The sequence below is a fragment of the Rivibacter subsaxonicus genome, from assembly GCF_004217215.1.
Lineage (GTDB): Bacteria > Pseudomonadota > Gammaproteobacteria > Burkholderiales > Burkholderiaceae_C > Rivibacter > Rivibacter subsaxonicus.
Genome location: NZ_SHKP01000004.1, coordinates 268594 through 285396 on the forward strand (window position 1 = coordinate 268594; position 16803 = coordinate 285396).

A 16803-nucleotide genomic window follows, 5' to 3' on the forward strand; every position below is an offset into this window, starting at 1 on the left:
GCCTCAGCGCGCGGTCGCGGTCGGTTCGAGCGGCAGGCCGCGCAGCGCCTGGGTCAGCTCGGCGGCCTGCCAGATCGCGATGCGGTGCTCGGCGGCAAAGGGCCGCGCGTTGTCGCTGAGCGGTGCCAGGCCGATGTAGAGCGCATCCGGGACGTCGGCGGCTTCGCGCGCCGCCTGCAGGGCGCGCAAGGGTTCCAGGCCCGTGTGGGCCGACTTCCAGCGTCGCGCGCAGACGAGCATGCGGCGGCCCTGGCGCTCCAGCTCGAAATCGACGGCACCGGTCTTGCCCGGCCGCACCGTGTAGCCGTCGCGGCGGAAGGCCTGCTCGAGCAGCGCGGCGAAGGCCGGCCAAGCCATCGTCGCCAGGGCCTGCCGGGTGCTGGCCACGCGCTCGGCGCTCGGCAGGCGCCACTGCCGGCGCGCCGCGATGACGCTGATCACCACGAAGGGCAGGCCCGAGAGCGCACCGATCACGCGAAACTGCACCGGCAGCAGCGCCATGCAGAGCAGGACGATCAGCAGCGCAATGACGATGCTGATCCACCACGGCGAGCGCAGCAGGATCGCAAAGAGCGAGTTCTTCGCCATCTGGAACTTCAATCGGGTCTCCTGTGGGTGAGGGCTGGCGCTCGTCGCGCCCTGTCGATCATCCGCGATGGTAGGTCGCCGGCGCGGCTTGGCCGCGCCGCGCCAGTTGCGTTCGCGCAGCGTCGATGGACATCGCGACGGCCTGCCATCGGCGCACGCTAGGATGGGTCGTCGTCCACCCGCCGTCGTCGTTCATGGACCTGCCCGTCACGCTCCCCCGCCGCGAGTTCAGCGATCCCGATGCTGCCCTCGAGCACGCCCGTGCCATCTACGACGCCGGCATCCGGCACCTGCGCCAGCGCATGGCCGAGTTCGTCGGCGGCGCCTCGATGGGCCTGCGGGTGCGTGCCTGCTATCCGCAGTTGCGGGTGCAGACCGATACCGTCGCGCGTGCCGACTCGCGCCTGGCCTACGGTTTCGTTGCCGGGCCCGGGCGCTACGAGACCTCGCTGACCCGGCTCGACCTGTTCGGCGACTACTACCGCGAGCAGTTCCGCCTGCTGCTGCGCAACCATGCGGTGGCGCTCGAGGTCGGGCCCGGCACGCATCCGATTCCCGTGCATTTCTCCTTCGCCGAGAACGACCACGTCGAAGGCACGCTCAGCGCCGAGCGCCGCCTGCTGATGCGCGACCTGTTCGACCTGCCCGACCTGGCGGCGATGGACGACGGTATCGCCAACGGCACCCACGAGCCGGCACCGGGCGAGCCCAAGCCGCTGTCGCTGTTCACCGCGCCGCGCGTCGACTACTCGCTGCACCGCCTGCGCCACTACACCGGCACCGCACCCGAGCATTTCCAGAACTTCGTGCTGTTCACCAATTACCAGTTCTACATCGACGAGTTCATCAAGCTCGGTGCCGAGCTGATGTCCGAGCCGCCGGGGCAGGGCGGCTTGTTCGAGAGCGGTGCCGACGAGGGCTACACCGCCTTCGTGCAGCCCGGCAACGTGGTCTCGCGGCGCAAGGGGCTGCCACTGGAGCCGGCCGATTTCCTCGGTGCCGCGCCGCCGCGGCTGCCGCAGATGCCGGCCTACCACCTGGTGCGCAAGGACGGCGCCGGCATCACGATGGTCAACATCGGCGTCGGACCGAGCAACGCCAAGACCATCACCGACCACATCGCGGTGCTGCGCCCGCATGCCTGGATGATGCTCGGCCACTGCGCCGGCCTGCGCAACACCCAGCAGCTCGGCGACTACGTGCTGGCCCACGGCTACGTGCGCGAGGACCATGTGCTCGACGAGGAGTTGCCGCTGTGGGTGCCGATCCCGCCGCTGGCCGAGATACAGGTCGCGCTCGAGCAGGCGGTGGCCGACGTGACTCAGCTCTCGGGCTACGCGCTCAAGAGCGTGCTGCGCACCGGCACCGTCGCCACCACCGACAACCGCAACTGGGAGTTGCTGCCCTTTCACGATTCGGCGACCACGCCCGAGAGGCGCTTCTCGCAGAGCCGCGCGGTGGCGCTCGACATGGAAAGTGCCACCATCGCCGCCAACGGCTTTCGCTTCCGCGTGCCCTACGGCACCTTGCTGTGCGTCAGCGACAAGCCGCTGCACGGCGAGATCAAGCTGCCCGGCATGGCCAACCACTTCTACCGCGAGCGCGTCAACCAGCACCTGCGCATCGGGCTGCGCGCGGTCGAACTGTTGCGCGCGCAGGGCATGGACGCGCTGCACAGCCGCAAGCTGCGCAGTTTTGCCGAGGTGGCGTTCCAGTAAGGCGGGCGCAGGGCTTCGCTGCCGATAATCGATCCGATGGACGGGCCGACGACACGCTCCACCGCTTCCGAGCCGATGCGCCTGGCGCGTCGTGCCTGGCAGCTGTTGCATGTCGACTCGGTCCAGGCCGCCGAACTCGCCGAGCGGGCGCTGGTGCGCGCGCAGGCGCAGCAGGACATCGCCGCGCAGGGCCGGGCCCACCTGGTGCGCGGCTACCACCTGCTGCACTTCGCCACGCCGGCCGAGGCGATCGCCGAACTCGAGCGCGCGGTGCGCTGCTGCGATGCGGTGGCCGACCGTGCCGGCCACGTCCTCGCCCGCGCCGGCATGGCGCGCTCGGCCTGGCGCGACGGGCGCTTCGAGGACTCGCTGCAGATCGTGCTGCCCTTGCGCGACGAGGGCCTGGGCCTGCTGCGCAACGAGCAGCGCAGCGTGCTGCTCAACACCATCGCCGGCTGCTACTCGGCCCAGGGCCGCTCGGAGCAGGCCTTCGCCTACATGTACCAGGCGCTGCGCGGCACCGGCCCGGCGCGCAGCCACGGCTTCGACGTGGTGCTGCATTGCAACCTCGCCCATGAGCTGCTGCAGATCGGCGACTACCACGAGGCGCTGCGCCATGTCGACGAGGGCCTGGCCCGCTGCGCCAGCCTCAACAACGCGCGCCTGCACTGCGTGCTGCTGATCAACCGCATCATCTGCCTGATCGAACTCGACCGCACCGTCGAGGCGCTGCCCGACATCGACCGGGTCTGCGCGCTGCCGCCCGACGCCACCGGTCGCGGCGCGCTGGCGGCCCACTTCGAGACGCTGGCGATCGCCGCGCTGCATGGCGGCGATGTCGCGCTCGGCGCCGACCTGGTGGCCCAGGCACAGGCGCAGCACCAGGTCCGGCCGCTGCTGCCCGAGGGCCAGCTCGAGCTGGCCCTGGCCACCGCGCTGCTGGCTGGGCGCCATGCACGCTGGCGCGAGGCCGACGATCACCTCGCGCAGGCGCTGCCGCTGGCCGCCAGCGACGACATCGATGGTCTGAGCCTGCGCGTGCGCTGCCTGTTCTTCCTGACCCGCGCCGAGATCCAGCAGCAATGCGGCGACGTGGCGGCGGCGCTCGAGTCGATGCGCCACTGGAAGCGCCTGCACGTGGAGCGCGCACGCCTGGCCTCGCAGGCGCGCTACCAGGCCGCGGCGCTGCAGACCGAACTGCTGCGGCTGCAGCACAAGCTGGCCGAGAACGACGCCCAGCGCCGCACTGTCGAGCGCGCGCGCAGCGAGCTGCAGGCCAGCAACGAGCAGCTCTCGCGCACGGTGCAGGAGGTCCAGGCGCTGCAGTCGGCGCTGCGCGAGCAGGCCTCGCGCGACGCGCTCACCGGCCTCTTCAACCGTCGCCACCTCAACGACACGCTGCCCGCGATGTGGGCGCTGGCGCAGCGCGACCGCCAGCCGCTGGCGGTGGCGATCATCGACCTCGACCACTTCAAGCTCGTCAACGACCAGCATGGCCACGACGCCGGCGACGCGGTGCTGGCCGCCTTTGGCCGCCTGCTCGATGGCAGCAGCCGACGCAGCGACGTGGCCTGCCGCTGGGGCGGCGAGGAGTTCTGCCTGCTGATGCCACGCACCGGTGCCGCCGCGGCGCAGCGCAAGATCGCCGCGCTGCTGCGGCGCTGGCGCGCCGAGGTCTTCACGCTCGGCCATGTGCGCCTGCAGGGCCTGAGTTTCTCGGCCGGGGTCTGCGACTCCGGCGCGGTCGGCGAATCGGCGGCGGCGCTGCTCAAGGCGGCCGACGAGGCCTTGCTCGCGGCCAAGCGCGAGGGCCGCAACCGCGTGCTGCTGGGGCCGGTGGCGAGTGCCGCGCCGCTCGGCCAACTGACCGGCTCCGGACGCTGATAAAGTCGCTGCACAGGACGCGAAGCCGATGACCACGCTGCTCGACAAGGACCGACGAATCGCACCCGGCGCGCACGCCGCGTTGCGTGCGGTCCGCGCTCGTCGGTAGCCGGCAGTTCCTGCGGCTCGCGAGCGCCGGCCGGCGCAACGCTCGAGCCTGGCGCGATGGCCCATCGCGCCTTCATGCCCTGCTGAAGAATGCCGTCGCGATCCGTTCCCGGATCGCGCCAGGAAGGACGAGTCCGTGAGGACCCAAGAAGAATCTCTGGCCGCGCCGCGCGCGGCCCCCGGCCTCTGGCGCAGCCTGATCGAGCGCCTGCGTGCCTGCCTGCGGCTGCCGGCCGGCGACCTGCTGCACGACGTCACCTATCGCCGCCTGTGGAGCTCGATCCTGATCAGCTCCTTCGGCGGCCAGGTCACGATGCTCGCGCTGCCGCTGACCGCGGCCGTGCTGCTGCACGCCACGCCGACCCAGATGGGTCTGCTCACCGCGATCGAGATCGCGCCCTTCGTGCTGCTTTCGCTGCCGGCCGGCGTCTGGCTCGACCGGGTGCGCAAGTTGCCGGTCTACATCTACGGCGAGCTCACCATCGCGCTGCTGGTGGCCGGCGTGCCGCTGGCGCACTGGCTGGGCTGGCTGTCGATGCCGTGGATGTATGCCACCGGGTTCCTGCTCGGCAGCGTCTACGTGGTGGCCGGCTCGGCGGCGCAGATCGTGCTGACCCAGGTGGTCACGCGCGACCGGCTGGTCGAGGCGCATGCCAAGAACGCACTGGCGAGTTCCGGCGCCGAGGTCGCCGGCCCGGGCGTGGCCGGCGCGCTGATCAAGCTGGTCGGTGCGCCGCTGGCGCTGCTGGTCGACGCGCTGCTGCTCGTCATCTCGGTGGGCATCCTGCGCGGCATCCGCGTGCACGAGCGCATCGAGCGGCGCAAGGACCAGCACTTCTGGCTAGACCTCAAGGCCGGCCTGCGCTTCGTGGTCGGCACGCCGCTGCTGCTGGCGCTGTCGATCACGGTCGGGCTGTGGCAGATGTTCTATCACGGCGCACTGGTGGTGCAGATCCTGTTCGCCACTCGCACGCTCGGCCTCGAGGCCTCGCAGGTCGGCCTGAGCTACGTCGTGCTCGGCGTCGGCACTGTCGGCGCCAGCGTGTTCGGCAACCGCATCTCGCGCCGGCTCGGGCCCGGACCCTGCCTGCTGATGGGCATTGCGATCTGCGGCCTCGGCTGGGGCCAGCTGGCGCTGGCACCGGCGAACACGGTCGGCATTGCCGCCTTCGCCTTCATGCTGCTGTGCTTCGGCTTCGGTGCGACGCTGATCTTCATCAACTTCCTCGCGCTGCGCCAGGCGGTGACGCCGGCGCAACTGCTCGGCCGCATGACCAGCGCGATGCGCTGGCTCACCACGCTCGCCGCCGCGCCCGGCGCGCTGTTCGCCGGCTGGCTCGGCGAGCACGTGGGGCTGCGCGCGGCGCTGGCCTTTTCGGGCGGCGGCGCGCTGCTGCTGGCGCTGCTGGCCTGGCGATTGACGCTGATCCGCACCGTGAGCGAGCTGCCCGCGACGGAAGACGTGGAATCGACGCTGGGCGTCGAGGCGGGCGAGTTGCGCGACGTAGTGGAAGGGCGGGCCTGAGCGAGCCGCGGGCTCCTCAGCGCAGGTCGTGCATGCCGAGCAGCACCCAGATGCCGCCGGTGGCCAGCAGCAACAGCAGCGCTACCTGGCGGCCGCGCGTGTCGCGCAGCGGCCGGCGCGGGCCCAGGCCATGCTCGATGAGTTCGGCGTCGGTGAGTTCGAGGCAGCGCTGGGCGGCGACGATCCAGGCGCCGCCGACCGCGGCAGCGGCGATCGCGCGCAGCGCCACCGCCGAGACGAACAGCGACAGCGAGCCGCCGTCGGTCGCCAGCAGCGCCCAGCCGCTCAGGTACCAGGCCAGCAGGCCGGCCAGGGTGCAACTGGCCGCGTAAGCCAGCCACTCGCCGCCCTGCAGCAGCCGCGAACGCGGCGCCCCTCGGCTCATGCCGGTGTCCACAGCGCCGGCAGCTCGCCGCCGAGGCTGCGGAACACGTGCGACAGCGAGCCGTCGCGCACCAGCGCGCTGGCGCGCTCGATGTCGGGCGCGAGGTAGCGGTCGACGGCCACCGAGGGGCAGGCCGCGCGCAGCAGGGCATGGGCGTCCTCGAGCGCCGGCGAGCTCTTGAGCGGACGCAGGAACTCGATGCCCTGCGCCGCCGCCAGCAGCTCGATGCCGAGGATGTGGGCGGTGTTGTCGATCATGGCCTGCAGCCTACGCGCGGCGAAGGTGGCCATGGACACGTGATCTTCCTGATTGGCAGAGGTCGGCAGCGAGTCCACGCTGGCCGGGTGGGCCAGCGACTTGTTCTCCGAGGCCAGCGCCGCCGCGGTGACATGGGCGATCATGAAGCCGGAGTTGAGCCCGGCGTCGGCGGTGAGGAAGGGCGGCAGCCGCGAGACACCGGCGTCGATCAGCATCGCGATGCGGCGCTCGGCAATCGCGCCGACTTCGGCGATCGCCACCGCCATCGCGTCGGCCGCGAGGGCCACCGGCTCGGCGTGGAAGTTGCCGCCCGAGACCAGCTCGTTGCCATCGGCGAAGACCAGCGGGTTGTCGGTCACCGCGTTGGCTTCACGCAGCAGCACCAGCGAGGCATGGCGCAACTGGTCGAGGCAGGCACCCACCACCTGCGGCTGGCAGCGCAGGCTGTACGGGTCCTGCACCCGATCGTCGCCCTCGAGATGCGAGAGGCGGATCGCACTGCCGGCCAGCAGCGCGCGGTAGTACCGCGCCACATCGATCTGGCCCGGCTGGCCGCGCAACTCGTGGATGCGCGGGTCGAAGGGGCCGTCGCTGCCGCGCGCGGCGTCCACCGTCAGCGCGCCCACCACCAGCGCCGACTCGAGCACCGGCTCGAAGGCGAGCAGCGCATGCAGCGCGAGCGCGGTCGAGGTCTGGGTGCCGTTGATCAACGCCAACCCCTCCTTGGCCGCCAGCCGCAGCGGCGCGATGCCGGCCTCCTGCAGCACGGCGGCGGCGGCGCGGCGTTCACCGTCGACCAAAAACTCCCCCTCGCCGAGCAGCGCCAGCGTCATGTGCGACAGCGGCGCCAGATCGCCCGAGGCACCGACCGAGCCCTGGGCCGGCACGTAGGGGATCAGGCCCGCGTTGAGTACGGCCAGCAGCGAATCGATTACCACCTCGCGCACGCCCGAATGGCCACGCGCCAGGCTGGCTGCCTTCATCGCCAGCATCAACCGCACCACCGGCGGCTGCAGCGGCGCGCCGACGCCGACGCTGTGCGAGCGGATCAGGTTGAGCTGGAGTTGATCGAGCGCGGCCTCGTCGATGCGGGTCGAGGCCAGCTTGCCGAAGCCGGTGTTGACGCCGTAGACCGGTTCCTTGCCGGCGGCGGCGCGTTGCACGACGGCGGCGCTGGCGAGGATGCTGGCGCGGCAGCCCGGATCGAGGCTGATCTGCACGCCGCCAGCGTGGATGGCTTGCAGCTCGTCGAGGCTGAGTTTGCCGGGGGTGATTTGCAGTTGCTTGGTCATGATGTGTCTTCAGTTCGAGTGACGGCGCTGAAAGTTCGGACTGGCGCTGATGCGGTGAGTGCCTGCCGGCGGTGATGCTCGTTCGCAGTGCAACGGCGCGCCGGGAGTTCGCCCCGGCGGGCGAGTAACTTTCTTCTGCGGGCCCAGAAGAAAGTCACCAAAGAAGAGGGCCTAACACGATTTGGCTGTAGCAGGAACAAGAGCACCTGCGTGTTCCCAGGCGAACCTCTGCTCTCGCGTGCTGGGCAGAGAAGGTACGGTAAAGCGTTGCTTGGCTGGCCCAAACAGCGATCGAGCAAGATCGTGTTCGGGGCCTTTCTTTGGTGACTTTCTTTGGCCCCGCAAAGAAAGTTACCCGGCCGCCGGGCCGGGACCCGGCGCGTCCTCGCAAGGGCAATCAGCGCCCCGGCGGCAGCCGAATCACACCCCCAGCATCGGCATCTTCAATCCCTGCTCCCGCGCACAGGCAATGGCGATCTCGTACCCGGCATCCGCATGCCGCATCACCCCGGTGCCCGGGTCGTTCCACAGCACCCGCTCCAGCCGCTTCGCCGCCGCATCGGTGCCATCGGCCACGATCACCACGCCGGCGTGCTGCGAGTAGCCCATGCCGACTCCGCCGCCATGGTGCAGCGACACCCAGGTGGCACCGCCCGCCGTGTTGAGCAGGGCATTCAGCAGCGGCCAGTCCGACACCGCGTCGGAGCCGTCCTTCATCGCCTCGGTCTCACGGTTCGGGCTCGCCACCGAGCCGCTGTCGAGATGGTCGCGGCCGATCACGATCGGTGCCTTCAGCTCGCCGTTCTTCACCATCTCGTTGAAGGCCAGGCCCGCGCGATGGCGATCGCCGAGGCCGATCCAGCAGATGCGCGCCGGCAGGCCCTGGAAGGCGATGCGCTCGCCGGCCATGTCGAGCCAGCGGTGCAGGTGCTTGTTGTCGGGGAACAGCTCCTTCATCTTGGCGTCGGTCTTGCGGATGTCCTCCGGGTCGCCACTCAGCGCGACCCAGCGGAACGGCCCGGTGCCGCGGCAGAACAGCGGCCGGATGTAGGCCGGCACGAAGCCCGGGAAGTCGAAGGCCTTCTCGACGCCCTCGTCGAAGGCGACCTGGCGGATATTGTTGCCGTAGTCCACGGTCGGCACGCCCATCGCCTGGAAGTCGAGCATGGCCTGCACATGCACCGCGCAGCTCTTGGCGGCGGCGTCGCGCAGCACCGCATGGGCACCGGCGTCGGCGCGCGCGGCCTGCCAGCGCGCCAGGCTCCAGCCGGCCGGCAGGTAGCCGTTGATCAGGTCGTGGGCCGAGGTCTGGTCGGTCACCAGGTCGGGGCGGATGCCGCCCGCCTTGGCGCGCTTGACCAGTTCCGGCAGCAACTCGGCCGCGTTGCCGAGCAGGCCGATCGAGACCGCCTTCTTCTGGGCGGTGTAGCGGGCGATGCGGTCCAGCGCGTCGTCGAGATCCTTGGCCTGCTCGTCGAGGTAGCGCGTCTTGAGGCGAAAGTCGATGCGGCTCTGCTGGCACTCGATGTTGAGCGAGCAGGCGCCGGCAAAGCTGGCCGCCAGCGGTTGCGCGCCGCCCATGCCGCCCAGGCCGGCGGTGAGGATCCAGCGGCCCTCCCATTCGCCGCCTCGTGCCCGAGCGCCGGGCCGCCCCAAGCCGGGCGCGGTCCCCTCGGGGGACCGACCGTCGTACTCGGCGGGCGAGGGGCCGACAGGATAGTGCTGGCGGCCGGCCTCGACGAAGGTCTCGTAGGTGCCCTGCACGATGCCCTGGGTGCCGATGTAGATCCACGAGCCGGCAGTCATCTGGCCGTACATCATCAGGCCCTTGCGGTCGAGCTCGTTGAAGTGTTCCCAGGTCGACCACTTCGGCACCAGGTTGGAATTGGCGATCAGCACGCGCGGAGCATCCGCATGCGTGCGGAACACGCCGACCGGCTTGCCCGACTGCACCAGCAGCGATTCGTCCTCGCCCAGCGTGCGCAGCGAGGCCAGGATCGCCTCGAAGCAGCTCCAGTCGCGCGCCGCCTTGCCGATGCCACCGTAGACCACCAGCGCGTCCGGGTTCTCGGCCACCGCCGGATCGAGATTGTTCTGCAGCATGCGATAGGCGGCCTCGATCAGCCAGTTCTTGCAATGCAGGGTGGTGCCGGTGGGCGCCTTCACCGGGCGCGGCTGGGCGTTGACGGGGACGGCAGAGAGGTTGCTCATGACGTGGGCTCCAGGCTGGTGCAATCGATGGGTGCAACTCTACTTGTCTAGACAAGCTTAGGCAAGTAGGATCGATGCCAGCATGGATGCACGCGTGAAACCAAGGACCGGCCTCGCGCCCTACGCGCAGGTCAAGCAGCACCTCAAGGCCGAGCTCGCGCGCGGCCGCTACGCCCCCGGCGCGCTGATGCCCTCCGAGGCCGAGCTGGTGGCGCGCTTCGGCGTCAGCCGCATGACCGTCACGCGCGCGCTGCGCGAGTTGCAGGACGAAGGGCTGGTCGAGCGGCTGCAGGGCGTGGGCACCTTCGCGGCGCAACTGCATCGCGTCTCGTCCACGCTGACCATCCGCGACATCCACGAGGAGATCGCCGCCCGCGGCCATCGCCACAGTGCGACGGTGCATCTGGCCGCCGAGGAGGTGGCCGGCGCCGCGCTGGCGCAACGGCTCGGCCTGGCCGAGGGAGAGCGCGTGTTCCACACGCTCATCGTCCACCACGAGAACGGCCAGCCGCTGCAGTGCGAGGACCGCTACGTCAACCCGGCCTGCGCGCCCGACTATCTGCAGGTCGACTTCACCCAGACCACGCCGACCCACTACCTGCTCGAGGTGGCGCCGCTGTGGGAGGCGCAGTACCAGATCGAGGCCGCCGCGCCCACCGCGCAGGAAGCCAAGCTGCTCGGCGTGCCGCGCAGCGAGGCCTGCCTGGTCGTGACCCGCCGCACCGTCAGCCGCGGCGTGCCGGTGACGATCGCGCGGCTGGTGCATCCAGGCACGCGCTATCTGCTCGAAGGGGCGTTCAAGCCATGACGGCGGTGCAGTTTGTCCGGCTCGCCGACGTGGCGCCCACCCCCTGGCGCAACGGCGGCGGCTCCACGCGCGAGCTGCTGGCCTGGCCCAACGCCGAGCGCTGGGCGCTGCGCCTGAGCGTGGCCGAGATCGAGCGCGACGGACCGTTCTCCTCCTTTCACGGCATCGATCGCTGGTTCGCGGTGATCGACGGCGCTGGCGTCGAGCTGCGCTTCGGCAGCGCCGACCGCATCCGCAGCGTGCGTCGCGGCGACGAGGTGCTGCAGTTCGACGGCGGCATCGCGCCCGCCTGCCGCCTGCTCGACGGGCCGACGCAGGACTTGAACCTGATGCTCGCGCGCGGCCGCGGTGGCCTGCAGCGCCTGCAGCCGAGTGAGCCGTTGTTGCTGCGCGCGCCCCTCAAGGCGGTCTACGTGGCCGACGCTGCGGTGTTGCATCGCGCCGGCGCGGCGCCGCAGCCGCTCGTGGCCGGCAGCCTGGCCTGGAGCGACGCGGCGGCCGGTGAACTCTGGACGATCGAAGCCGCGCCCGGCGCGCGCGCCTGGTCGGTGGCCTACGAACCCGAAGTCGAGAAGAAGAAATGAACGAAGCCCCTCTGCGGCTCTGGCGCAACGCGCACATCGCCACGCTGGCCGGCGATCCGGCCGCCTCGCCGTGGGGCGCGCTGATCGAGCGCGGCGCCTTGCTCGCGCGCGGCGAGCACATCGCCTGGGTCGGGCCCGAGGGCGAGCTCCCGCGTGACATCGACGTTGCCGAGGAGCACGACCTCGGCGGCGCCTGCCTCACGCCCGGCCTGATCGACTGCCACACGCACCTGGTCTACGCCGGCAGCCGCGCGCACGAGTTCGAGCTGCGGCTGCAGGGCGCGAGCTACGAGGCCATCGCGCGCGCCGGCGGCGGCATCCGCTCGACGGTGGCCGCCACCCGCGCGGCCGACGACGAGACCCTGTTCGCGCTGACGCTGCCGCGTGCCCGCGCACTGATGGCCGAGGGCGTGACGAGCATCGAGATCAAGTCGGGCTACGGCCTGAGCCTGACCGACGAGGCCTGCTGCCTGCGCGTGGCGCGCCGCGTCGGCGAGGCGCTCGGCATCACGGTGCGCACCACCTGCTTGGCCGCGCACGCGCTGCCGCCCGAGTTCGAGGGCCGCGCCGACGACTACATCGCCGCCGTCGTCGAGTGGCTGCCGCAGCTGCAGGCGCAAGGCCTGGTCGATGCGGTCGATGCCTTCTGCGAGCGCATCGCCTTCACGCCGGCGCAGACGCGGCGCGTGTTCGAGGCCGCGCGCGGGCTCGGCCTGCCGGTCAAGCTGCATGCCGAGCAGCTCAGCGACCAGGGCGGCGCCGCACTCGCGGCGAGCTTCGACGCGCTCAGTTGCGACCACCTCGAGTACCTCAGCGCCGAGGGCGTTGCCGCGATGGCCGCCGCCGGCACCGTGGCGGTGCTGCTGCCCGGCGCGTTCTACTTTTTGCGCGAGACCAAGCTGCCGCCGATCGATGCGCTGCGCGAGGCCGGCGTGCCGATCGCGATCGCCACCGACCACAACCCCGGCTCCTCGCCGACGCTGTCACCGCTGCTGATGCTCAACATGGCGTGCACGCTGTTTCGCCTGACGCCGGCCGAGGCGCTGCGCGGGCTCACGGTCAACGCGGCGCGCGCGCTCGGCCTGCAGGCCACGCATGGCACGCTCGAGCCCGGCAAGCGTGCCGACCTGGCGCTGTGGGCGGTGGATCATCCGCGCGACCTGGCCTACCGCTTCGGCGGCGCCAACCCCTGCCGTCGTGTCGTCAGCGGCGGGGTCGATATGGAGTTGCACTCATGAACGCTGGCGAAGTCTTCACCCTTCACCATGGCCGCACGCCGCTGCTGGTGAGCCTGCCGCACGTGGGCACGCGCATCCCCGAGTTCGCCCGCGAGCGCTACCTGCCCGCCGCGCTGGAGGTGCCCGACACCGACTGGCATCTCGACCGCCTCTATGCCTTCGTGCGCGACGAGCTCGACGCCTCGCTGATCGTGCCGCGCTACTCGCGCTACGTGGTCGACCTCAACCGCCCGCCCGAGAACTTGCCGATGTACCCGGGCGTCAACAACACCGAGCTGTGCCCCACGCGCGCCTTCACCGGCGAGCCGATCTACCGCGCCGGCTATGCACCCGACGAGGCCGAGGTGACCTACCGCGTGCAGGAGTTCTGGCGCCCGTACCACGACGCGCTGCGCGCCGAGCTCGACCGGCTGCGCACCGTGCATGGCCACGCGCTGCTGTGGGACGGCCACAGCATCAAGAGCGAACTGCCCTGGCTCTTCGAGGGCCGCCTGCCCGAGCTGAACCTCGGCACCGCCAACGGCGCGAGCTGCGCGCCGGCGTTGCGCGAGCGCCTGGCCGCGGTGCTGGCAGCGCAGAGCCGCTACACGCAGGTGGTCGACGGCCGCTTCAAGGGCGGCCACATCACGCGTCACTACGGATCGCCGGGGCAGGGCGTGCACGCGGTGCAGCTCGAGATGTGCTGGAGCACCTACATGGCCGACGAGGCTTCACCCTTTGCCTACGACGAGGCGCGCGCGGAGCAGGTGCAGCCGCTGCTGAAGCAGTTGCTGCGGACGATGGTTGAGTGGAAGCCTGATGGACGCTGACCCCCAAGATCTTCGCGGCCACGTTCTCTGGGCCCCGCGCGCCTGGGTCGCCGGCCGCTGGCACGACGGCGTCCAACTCGCCATCGACGCCACCGGCCACTGGCGCGAAGTCAACTGCGGCGTGGCCCCCGCACCTGAGGCGATCCGCCTGCAAGGGCCGGCGCTGCCGGGCCTGGTCGACGCCCACAGCCACGCCTTCCAGCGCGCCTTTGCCGGACTGGCCGAGACGCGCAGCGGCGAGCACGACGACTTCTGGAGCTGGCGCGACCGCATGTACGGCGTGGCGCTGCGCATCACGCCATCGGAACTGCGCGCCGTCGCGCGCCAGCTCTGCACCGAGCTGCTGCAGGGCGGCTACACGCAGCTCTGCGAGTTTCACTACCTGCATCACCAACCCGACGGCCGGGCCTACGACCACGAGCTGGAGATGGCCTGGGCCGTCGCCGACGGCGCCGCCGATGCCGGCATCGGCCTGACCTTGCTGCCGGTGCTCTACGAGCGCGCCGGTTTCATGCAGCCGGAACTACGCCCCGACCAGCGCCGCTTTGCCACCGATGCCCGGTGCGTGCTGCGCATGCGCGACGGCATCCGCGCGGCGAAGCGGCCCAACGTCAACGCCGGCGTCGCGATCCACTCGCTGCGCGCGGCGGCGCCCGAGTCGATCCGTGCGCTGATGAAGGGCTGCGATGGCGACGAGGGCCCGATCCACATCCACGTCGCCGAGCAGACCGCCGAGGTCGACGATTGCCTGGCCGCCACCGGTCGCCGCCCGATCGAATGGCTTGCGCACGAGGGCCTGCTCGACGCGCGCTGGCAACTGGTGCACGCCACCCACACGACGCCGGCCGAGATCGACGCGGTGGCCGCCAGCGGCGCCGGCGTCGTGCTGTGTCCCAGCACCGAAGCCAACCTCGGCGACGGCCTGCCCGACCTGGCGCGCTGGCTGGCATCGAGCACCCCGCTGACGCTGGGCTCCGACAGCCACGTGGAGCGCGACTGGCCGGCCGAACTGCGGCTGCTGGAGTACGGCCAACGTCTCACGCAGCGCAGGCGCAACGTCTGCGCCGCGCCCGAGCTCGGCGAACCCTCGACCGCGGCGCGCCTGTTCAAGCGCGTGCTGGCCGGTGGCGCCGCGGCGGCGGGACTAAGGCGTTGGGGCCTGGAAGCGGGCGCGAGGGCGGACCTGCTGGTGCTGCCAGCGCCAACGGCGCCGCTAGTCGAGGGCATCAGCGGCGACCCGCTCGACACGCTGGTGTTCGCGCCCGGGGCATCACCGGCCTTCGCGCAGGTGCTGGTGGCGGGTCGCCGGGTCGAGCCCTAGCCCATGCCGACCCGCTGCGCCGCGCGCCGCATGCGCGCCGCCGCCTCGGGCGCGAAACGACCGACCTTCATCAGGTCGTCGATGCGGTAGCCGGGCACGCGGCGCTGGATCGTCGCGGCGATGGCGCGTGCCTCATCCACGCGTTCGGCCAGCACCAGGCATGACACCGCGATGGCGAGGGCGTGGACGTGGGCGTTGGGCCGCGCGCTGGCCTTGAGGGCCCAGTCGGCGGCCTCGTCGTAGCGCTCCAGCCGCAGCAGCGCGATCGAGCGCGTGGCCATCATCGCAAACAGCATCGGGTCGAAGGGGCTCAGCTCGCGCGAGTAGTCCGAGGCCTCGATCGCGATCCGCGCGTCGCCCGACTGCCCGTGCACGAAGGCGCGCGTGTAGTGACCGAGCGCGAAGTTCGGGCTCAGGTCGACCGCGCAGTCCAGCTCGGCCAGCGCGTCGGCCTCCTGGCCGCGCAGCCACAGCGCGCGGCCCATCGCCCAGTGCGCGGCGGGGTCGCGGTCGTCGGCCATCAGGCCCTGCGCGGCGGCGCGCCAGGCCAGCTCGATGTGCGCATCGCGCTCGCCCCAGCCGAGGAAGGCGTTCTGGAAATGGGTGAACGACAGGCCCGCGTAGGGCCGCGAGAAGCCCGGGTCCAGCCGCACCGCGGTCTCGAAGAAATGGCGCGCCGATTCGTTGTCTTCGCGGTCGAAGCGCACCATGTGCCACAGCCCGCGGTGGTGCGCCTCCCAGGCGTCGAGCGAGTTGGGCGCTTTCAGGATCGCGCGGTTGCGCTCGGCCACTTCGATCTGATTGGCGATCGCGCTGACGATGCGGTTGCCGATCTCGTCGAGCACCGCGAGCGCGTCGCCGAGCGGCGCCGTGAAGCTCTCGGCCCAGACGATGCGCGCGCTGCGCGTCTCGCTGAGCTGCACGCTGACGCTGACCTTGCCGTCGGCACCACGCCGCAGCGAGCCGCCGGCCACGTAGTCCACGCCCAGCGTGCGGCCGGCCTCCTCGGCGCCGATGCTGCGTTCGTCGAGCGCGAACACCGTGCCCTGCGCGATCACGAACAGGCTGCGCAGCTTGGCCAGGCGCGTCGTCACGTCGTGCGCCAAGCCGTCGGCCAGGCCGCCGCGCATGGCGACGTTGCGCGTGTGGTCGGCAAAGGGCATCACCGCGATCGAGGCTCGGCGCGTGGCCGCGGTGGGCGCGCCGGCCTCCAGTAAGACGAGCGGGCTCGCGCCAGGCGCCACTGGCTCGACCGCCGCCGCAAGACCTGAGCGCGCGGCGCGCCAGGCATGGCCGATCGGCGCCCAGTCCTGCGCCTCGGCCTCGAACAGGCGCGCGGTGGCGGCCAGGTGTTCCTCGCCCTCGCGCAGCAGACCGCGCCGCGCCAGCGCGTCGAGCAGCAGCGCATGCGCGCGGCGGTCGAAGGGCGCCAGCCGCAGCCAAGCTTCGACGCAGGGAATCAGCTCCTCGGCCTCGGGCGGCAGGCGCTGCGCGAGCTGCTCCAGGATCGCCGCGTGCAGCGCCCGGAAACGGCGCCGCTGCGCGATCAGCCAGGCGCTGAAGGGCGCGCTGCGCTCGATCTCCAGCCCCTGCAAAAAGTCGCCGCCAAAGAGTGAGGCCAGCGCGCGCAGCCGCTCGGGTGCCAGCGTCGCCACGCCGGGCCGCAGCGCGCGCTCCACCGCGAGCGCGTCGACGGCGGCATCCGACAGGTCGATACGGATCGTGTCGCCCTCGGTCAGCAGGCGTGCGCGGCCGGGCTCGTCGAGCAGCGCGCGGGCCTTGCTCAGCGTCCACCGCAGTTCGCCGCGCGGGTCGTTCGGCAGGTCCCAGAGCAGTTCGCAGAGCGAGCCGCGGGCCGGCGCGCGCTGGGCCAGCGCCAGGTAGGCCACCAGCCCGCGCACCTTGCGCGAGGGCGGCAGCGCCTGCGCCACGCCGGCGCGGTGGATCGCCATCGGCCCCAGCAGCCGCAGCTGCAGCGCGGCGGCGTTGGCGTCGGTGCCGACCTCGAATTCCACGCCCGATTCCACGCCGGCTACCACGCTGGCTTCCATGGGCGGCGCCCACATTGGCGCCG

13 protein-coding genes are annotated in these 16803 nt (G+C 71.6%); 8 read left to right on the plus strand and 5 right to left on the minus strand.

Annotated features, from left to right (window positions below; translation table 11 throughout):
* Nucleotides 1-3 precede the first annotated feature (3 nt).
* Nucleotides 4-600 (minus strand): restriction endonuclease, encoded by a 597-nt coding sequence (locus EV670_RS01285; RefSeq protein ID WP_242616795.1) that lies wholly within the window; start codon nt 598-600, stop codon nt 4-6.
* A 182-nt stretch (nt 601-782) separates the two neighbouring features.
* Between EV670_RS01285 and EV670_RS01290 the strand changes: the two genes are divergently transcribed.
* The 3 genes from EV670_RS01290 (at nt 783) to EV670_RS01300 (ending at nt 5823) form a co-directional block, all read left to right on the plus strand.
* Complete coding sequence (locus EV670_RS01290) at nt 783-2306, plus strand: AMP nucleosidase (RefSeq protein WP_130430009.1); 1524 nt, start codon at nt 783-785, stop codon at nt 2304-2306.
* 36 nt (nt 2307-2342) lie between these two features.
* Nucleotides 2343-4190, plus strand: coding sequence for a tetratricopeptide repeat-containing diguanylate cyclase (locus EV670_RS01295; RefSeq protein ID WP_130430010.1), 1848 nt, complete (start codon nt 2343-2345; stop codon nt 4188-4190).
* 244 nt (nt 4191-4434) lie between these two features.
* Nucleotides 4435-5823, plus strand: a complete 1389-nt coding sequence (locus EV670_RS01300; protein ID WP_242616796.1) for an MFS transporter — start codon at nt 4435-4437, stop codon at nt 5821-5823.
* Nucleotides 5824-5839: 16 nt separating this feature from the next.
* Here EV670_RS01300 and EV670_RS01305 read toward each other — a convergent pair whose 3' ends face one another.
* From EV670_RS01305 to hutU, 3 genes are all read right to left on the minus strand, one after another.
* On the minus strand, nt 5840-6208 hold the full coding sequence (locus EV670_RS01305; RefSeq protein ID WP_130430011.1) for a hypothetical protein: 369 nt from the start codon (nt 6206-6208) through the stop codon (nt 5840-5842).
* Nucleotides 6205-7758 carry a histidine ammonia-lyase gene (gene hutH / locus EV670_RS01310; RefSeq protein WP_130430012.1) on the minus strand — a complete coding sequence of 518 codons (1554 nt, stop codon included), beginning with the start codon at nt 7756-7758 and terminating at the stop codon, nt 6205-6207. Before hutH ends, EV670_RS01305 begins: the two co-directional genes overlap by 4 nt.
* Nucleotides 7759-8178: 420 nt before the next feature.
* A complete protein-coding gene (gene hutU / locus EV670_RS01315) occupies nt 8179-9969 on the minus strand; it encodes a urocanate hydratase (RefSeq protein WP_130430013.1) in 1791 nt (596 codons plus the stop codon).
* 82 nt (nt 9970-10051) lie between these two features.
* Between hutU and hutC the strand changes: the two genes are divergently transcribed.
* Genes hutC through hutF form a run of 5 tightly spaced genes read left to right on the plus strand, consistent with a single transcriptional unit; the run spans nt 10052 to nt 14729 of the window.
* Entirely contained in the window at nt 10052-10777 is a 726-nt protein-coding gene (gene hutC, locus EV670_RS01320; RefSeq protein ID WP_130430014.1) for a histidine utilization repressor, read from the plus strand.
* Entirely contained in the window at nt 10774-11361 is a 588-nt protein-coding gene (locus EV670_RS01325; RefSeq protein ID WP_130430015.1) for a HutD/Ves family protein, read from the plus strand. Before hutC ends, EV670_RS01325 begins: the two co-directional genes overlap by 4 nt.
* Nucleotides 11358-12599, plus strand: coding sequence for an imidazolonepropionase (gene hutI / locus EV670_RS01330; protein WP_130430016.1), 1242 nt, complete (start codon nt 11358-11360; stop codon nt 12597-12599). Before EV670_RS01325 ends, hutI begins: the two co-directional genes overlap by 4 nt.
* Nucleotides 12596-13408: an N-formylglutamate deformylase gene (gene hutG / locus EV670_RS01335; protein WP_130430017.1), complete on the plus strand. Its 813-nt coding sequence runs from the start codon at nt 12596-12598 to the stop codon at nt 13406-13408. The genes hutI and hutG overlap by 4 nt, the downstream gene beginning before the upstream one ends.
* A complete protein-coding gene (gene hutF / locus EV670_RS01340) occupies nt 13398-14729 on the plus strand; it encodes a formimidoylglutamate deiminase (RefSeq protein ID WP_130430018.1) in 1332 nt (443 codons plus the stop codon). The genes hutG and hutF overlap by 11 nt, the downstream gene beginning before the upstream one ends.
* Here hutF and EV670_RS01345 read toward each other — a convergent pair.
* Nucleotides 14726-16780: a transcriptional regulator gene (locus EV670_RS01345; protein WP_130430019.1), complete on the minus strand. Its 2055-nt coding sequence runs from the start codon at nt 16778-16780 to the stop codon at nt 14726-14728. The two genes, hutF and EV670_RS01345, sit on opposite strands and share 4 nt — an antisense overlap.
* Nucleotides 16781-16803 lie beyond the last annotated feature (23 nt).